The 3,246-nt window shown below is 74.5% G+C and carries 3 protein-coding genes; all 3 read left to right on the top strand.

Features of this window, described 5'->3' with window-relative positions:
- Nucleotides 1-442: class F sortase (locus tag H5J33_RS28575; protein ID WP_181797718.1), on the top strand; the 442-nt coding region annotated here is incomplete at its 5' end.
- Nucleotides 443-673: 231 nt separating this feature from the next.
- Nucleotides 674-2,062 carry an aldehyde dehydrogenase family protein gene (locus tag H5J33_RS28570; RefSeq protein WP_181797717.1) on the top strand — a complete coding sequence of 463 codons (1,389 nt, stop codon included), beginning with the start codon at nucleotides 674-676 and terminating at the stop codon, nucleotides 2,060-2,062.
- Between the two features lie 13 nt (nucleotides 2,063-2,075).
- Nucleotides 2,076-3,158 carry a Zn-dependent alcohol dehydrogenase gene (locus H5J33_RS28565; RefSeq protein WP_181797716.1) on the top strand — a complete coding sequence of 361 codons (1,083 nt, stop codon included), beginning with the start codon at nucleotides 2,076-2,078 and terminating at the stop codon, nucleotides 3,156-3,158.
- Nucleotides 3,159-3,246 lie beyond the last annotated feature (88 nt).

Here is a 3,246-nt window from a genome sequence, read left to right as displayed (position 1 = left end):
GACCTCCTTCCGCGTGCCCTCCCTGGGGATCGACGCCCCGGTCGTGCCGCTCCGCCTGAACGCCGAACGGGAGCTGGAGACCCCGCCGGTGGACCAGCCCCGGCTGGTCGGCTGGTACGAGGGCGGCCCCACGCCGGGCGAGACGGGCACCGCGGTCGCCGTCGGCCACCGCGACACCCGCAGCGGACCCGCGGTGTTCGCGGGCCTCGCCCAGGTCGAGCCCGGCAAGACCGTCGAGGTGCGGCGGGCGGACGGACGCACCGCCGTCTACTCCGTGGACCGGGTGAAGGTCTACGACAAGGCCGGCTTCCCGGACCGGGAGGTCTACGGCGCGACCGGGCGCCCGGAGCTGAGGATCATGACCTGCGGCGGCCTGTTCAGCCGGCGCACCGGCTACACCAGCAACGTGGTGGTCTTCGCCCATCTGACCGCGGCGAGGTGACCGGCGGGGCGTACCCGGCACGGCCGGCGACGGGCACCCGGCCGGCCGGCCTCGGTGACCGGCATCCGGCGAAAGCGGCGGCCCGGCCGTGCGGCGGACTCGGCGTCCGCGCCGGCCGGGCCGTCGGCCATGATGTCCCGGCGGGCCCATGGCCCGGGAATGTCTGGCGCCACAAAACTATCACCGCTAGTTTGTGTGCCGGACGACGTGGACCCGCCGGGAGGACACAGCATGAAGGCACATGACGCCCTGTACATCGACGGCGCCTGGCGCCCCGCCGCGAGCGGGGAGGTGATCGAGGTCGTCAACCCCGCCGACGAGCAGGTCATCGGCAAGGTCCCGGCGGGCGGCGCGCTGGACGTCGACACCGCCGTACGGGCCGCGGGCACCGCCCTGCCCGGCTCGGCCGCCACACCCCCGGCCGAGCGCGCCGCCCGCCTCGCCGCCCTGCACCAGGCCCTGGACGGGCGCAAGGACGAGATCGCCGGGACGGTCACCGCCGAGCTGGGCTCGCCGCCGAAGTTCTCCGAGGCCGTGCACGCGGCCGTGCCCCTCGCGGTCGCCGCCTCCTTCGCCGAACTGGCCGCGACGCACTCCTTCGAGGAGAAGGTCGGCAACTCCACGGTCCTGCACGAGCCCATCGGCGTGGTCGGCGCGATCACCCCGTGGAACTACCCGCTCCACCAGATCGTCGCCAAGGTCGCCCCGGCCCTCGCCGCCGGCTGCACGGTCGTCCTCAAGCCCGCCGAGGACACCCCGCTCGTCGCCCAGCTGTTCGCCGAGGCGGTGCACGAGGCGGGCGTGCCCGCGGGCGTGTTCAACCTGGTCACCGGCCTCGGCCCGGTCGCCGGGCAGGCCCTCGCCGAGCATCCCGGCGTCGACCTGGTCTCCTTCACCGGCTCCACCGCGGTCGGCCGGCACATCGGCGCGGTGGCCGGCGCGGCCGTGAAGAAGGTCGCCCTGGAGCTCGGCGGCAAGTCGGCCAACGTCATCCTGCCCAGCGCCGACCTCGCCCGCGCCGTGAACGTCGGCGTCGCCAACGTGATGTCCAACTCCGGCCAGACGTGCAGCGCCTGGACCCGCATGCTGGTCCATCGCGACCAGTACGCCGAGGCCGTCGAGCTGGCCGCCACCGCCGCCGCCAAGTACGGCGACCGGATCGGCCCGGTGGTCAGCGCCAGGCAGCAGGCGCGGGTGCGCGGTTACATCGAGAAGGGCATCGCCGAGGGCGCCCGGCTGGTGGCGGGCGGCCCCGAAGCCCCGCGCGAGCGCGGCTACTTCGTCAGCCCGACCGTCTTCGCCGACGTCACCCCGGAGATGACGATCGCCCAGGAGGAGATCTTCGGCCCGGTCCTCACCATCCTGCGCTACGAGGACGAGGAGGACGCCCTGCGCATCGCCAACGGCACGGTGTACGGCCTCGCGGGCGCGGTCTGGGCCGCCGAGGAGGCCGAGGCGGTGGCCTTCGCGCGCCGCATGGACACCGGGCAGGTCGACATCAACGGCGGCCGGTTCAACCCCCTCGCGCCCTTCGGCGGTTACAAGCAGTCCGGCGTCGGCCGGGAACTCGGCAGCCACGGACTCGCCGAGTACCTGCAGACCAAGTCCCTCCAGTTCTGAGGAGTCCGCGACCATGGCCGTACGAGCCGCCGTCCTGCCCGCCGTCGGTGCCCCGCTGGAGATCACCGCCGTCGAGCTGCCCGACCCCGGCCCCGGACAGGTCCGGGTCCGCCTCGCCGCCGCCGGCGTCTGCCACTCCGACCTGTCCCTGTCCAACGGCACCATGCGGGTGCCGGTCCCGGCCGTCCTCGGCCACGAGGGCGCCGGCACGGTGATCGCCGTCGGCGAGGGCGTCACCCATGTCGCGCCCGGCAGCCCCGTGGTGCTCAACTGGGCGCCTTCCTGCGGACATTGTCACGCCTGCACCCTCGGCGAGGTCTGGCTGTGCGCCAACGCGCTCAACGGCTCCGCCGACGTCTACGCCCGCACCGCCGACGGCACCGAGCTGCACCCCGGCCTGAACGTGGCCGCGTTCGCCGAGGAGACGGTGGTCTCCGCCTCCTGTGTGCTGCCGGTGCCGGACGGGGTGGACCCCGTCGACGCCGCCCTGCTGGGCTGCGCGGTGCTCACCGGTTACGGCGCCGTCCACTACTCGGCGGGGGTCCGGCCCGGCGAGACGGTCGCCGTGTTCGGCGTCGGCGGAGTGGGGCTCGCCGCGCTCCAGTCGGCCCGGATCGCGGGCGCGTCCCGGATCATCGCCGTCGACGTCTCGCCCGCCAAGGAGGAGCTGGCCCGCGCGGCCGGCGCCACCGACTACGTCCTCGCCTCCGACACCACGCCCCGCGAGATCCGCGCCCTGACCGGCAAGCAGGGCGTCGACGCGGCCGTGGAGTGCGTGGGCCGCGCGGTCTCCATCCGCGCGGCCTGGGAGTCCACCCGCCGGGGCGGCCGGACCACGGTCGTCGGCATCGGCGGCAAGGACCAGCAGGTCACCTTCAACGCCCTGGAGCTCTTCCACTGGGGCCGCACCCTGTCGGGCTGCGTCTACGGCAACACGGACCCCTCCCGGGACGTGCCCGTCCTCGCGGACCACATCAGGCAGGGCCGCCTCGACCTCTCCGTCCTGGTCACCGACCGCATCACCCTGGAGGACATCCCGGCGGCCTTCGACAACATGCTCGCGGGCAAGGGGGGCCGGGCGGTCGTGGTGTTCTGACGCCGGCCCTCACCGCAGCGCACCGGGCGGGATGCCGAGCAGGTCGGACAGGACCTGCTCGCCCACCGGTGTGATCCGCACGGCCCGC

Origin of the sequence: Streptomyces sp. WELS2, from assembly GCF_013870595.1 — a bacterium.
GTDB lineage: Bacteria > Actinomycetota > Actinomycetes > Streptomycetales > Streptomycetaceae > Streptomyces.
This window is presented reverse-complemented; position numbering and strand designations above follow the sequence as displayed.

Bases quoted from the DNA above. Each gene is read 5' to 3' on its own strand.
- H5J33_RS28570 (WP_181797717.1), top strand. From the start codon at position 674: ATGAAGGCACATGACGCCCTGTACATCGACGGCGCCTGGCGCCCCGCC.
- H5J33_RS28565 (WP_181797716.1), top strand. From the start codon at position 2,076: ATGGCCGTACGAGCCGCCGTCCTGCCCGCCGTCGGTGCCCCGCTGGAG.